This is a genomic window from Streptomyces sparsus (assembly GCF_054776295.1).
Genome location: NZ_BAAHCA010001516.1, coordinates 1 through 751, shown reverse-complemented (window position 1 = coordinate 751; position 751 = coordinate 1). Strand labels below are relative to the sequence as shown.

The window sequence follows — 751 nt, the reverse complement described above, 5'->3', positions numbered from 1 at the left end:
GTGCTGGCGGGCGGGCAGGCTGCCGTCCCGCAGGCCCTCGATCACCGCGTCCCGAACCTCGGCGGAGCGGCGCGGGTCACGGCCGGTGAGCACCGCGACGGTCACGCCCTCGCTGCGGCCGGTGGCCGGCGTCCACGCGGTCGCCGCCTCGGCGTCGTCGCTGCGCACACACCACACCCGGCGGGCCTCCCCCTCGGCTGAGGCCGCGGTGTTGGCGTCGGGGTCGCTGGTGGCGATCAGCGCGTACCAGGCGTCCGCCAGATCGCCGTCGCGGTAGCCGCGGCGCTCCCAGCGGATCTCACCCGTCGAGGCCATGACCTCCACGGACGGCGTGGCCTCCGGGGAGATCAGCAGCACGTCGGCGCCTGCCGCGACCAGGGCGGGCAGCCGGCGCTGGGCCACGCTGCCGCCACCGAGTACAACCACACGACGGCCTTGCAGTCGCAGTCCTACGGGGTAAGCGGGCATGTCCGGCATGGTGCAGCGGCTCCTCGGGCGGTGTTGCTGGGCCGCTGCGGCGGTGGAGCGGCGAGTACGAGCACTGTAAGGGGCGTGGATCAGTTCTTCTCTGTGACGCCCGCCGCATCGAAGGTGGCCACCTCGTGCATGGCGCGCGCCGCGCTCTGCACGACCGGCAGCGCGAGCAGCGCGCCGGTGCCCTCGCCGAGCCGCAGGTCGAGGTCGACGAGCGGCCGCAGGCCCAGCTTGGTGAGAGCCGCCATGTGGCCGGGCTCGGCGCTGCGGTGCCCGG

2 protein-coding genes are annotated in these 751 nt (G+C 75.0%); both read right to left on the bottom strand.

The window, feature by feature from the left end; genetic code table 11:
* The coding region (locus ACYVE9_RS29355) for a precorrin-2 dehydrogenase/sirohydrochlorin ferrochelatase family protein (RefSeq protein ID WP_461030915.1) at positions 1-477 on the bottom strand (477 nt) is incomplete at its 3' end.
* Between the two features lie 80 nt (positions 478-557).
* A partial coding sequence (locus tag ACYVE9_RS29350) for a nicotinate-nucleotide--dimethylbenzimidazole phosphoribosyltransferase (RefSeq protein ID WP_461030914.1) occupies positions 558-751 on the bottom strand: 194 nt, incomplete at its 5' end.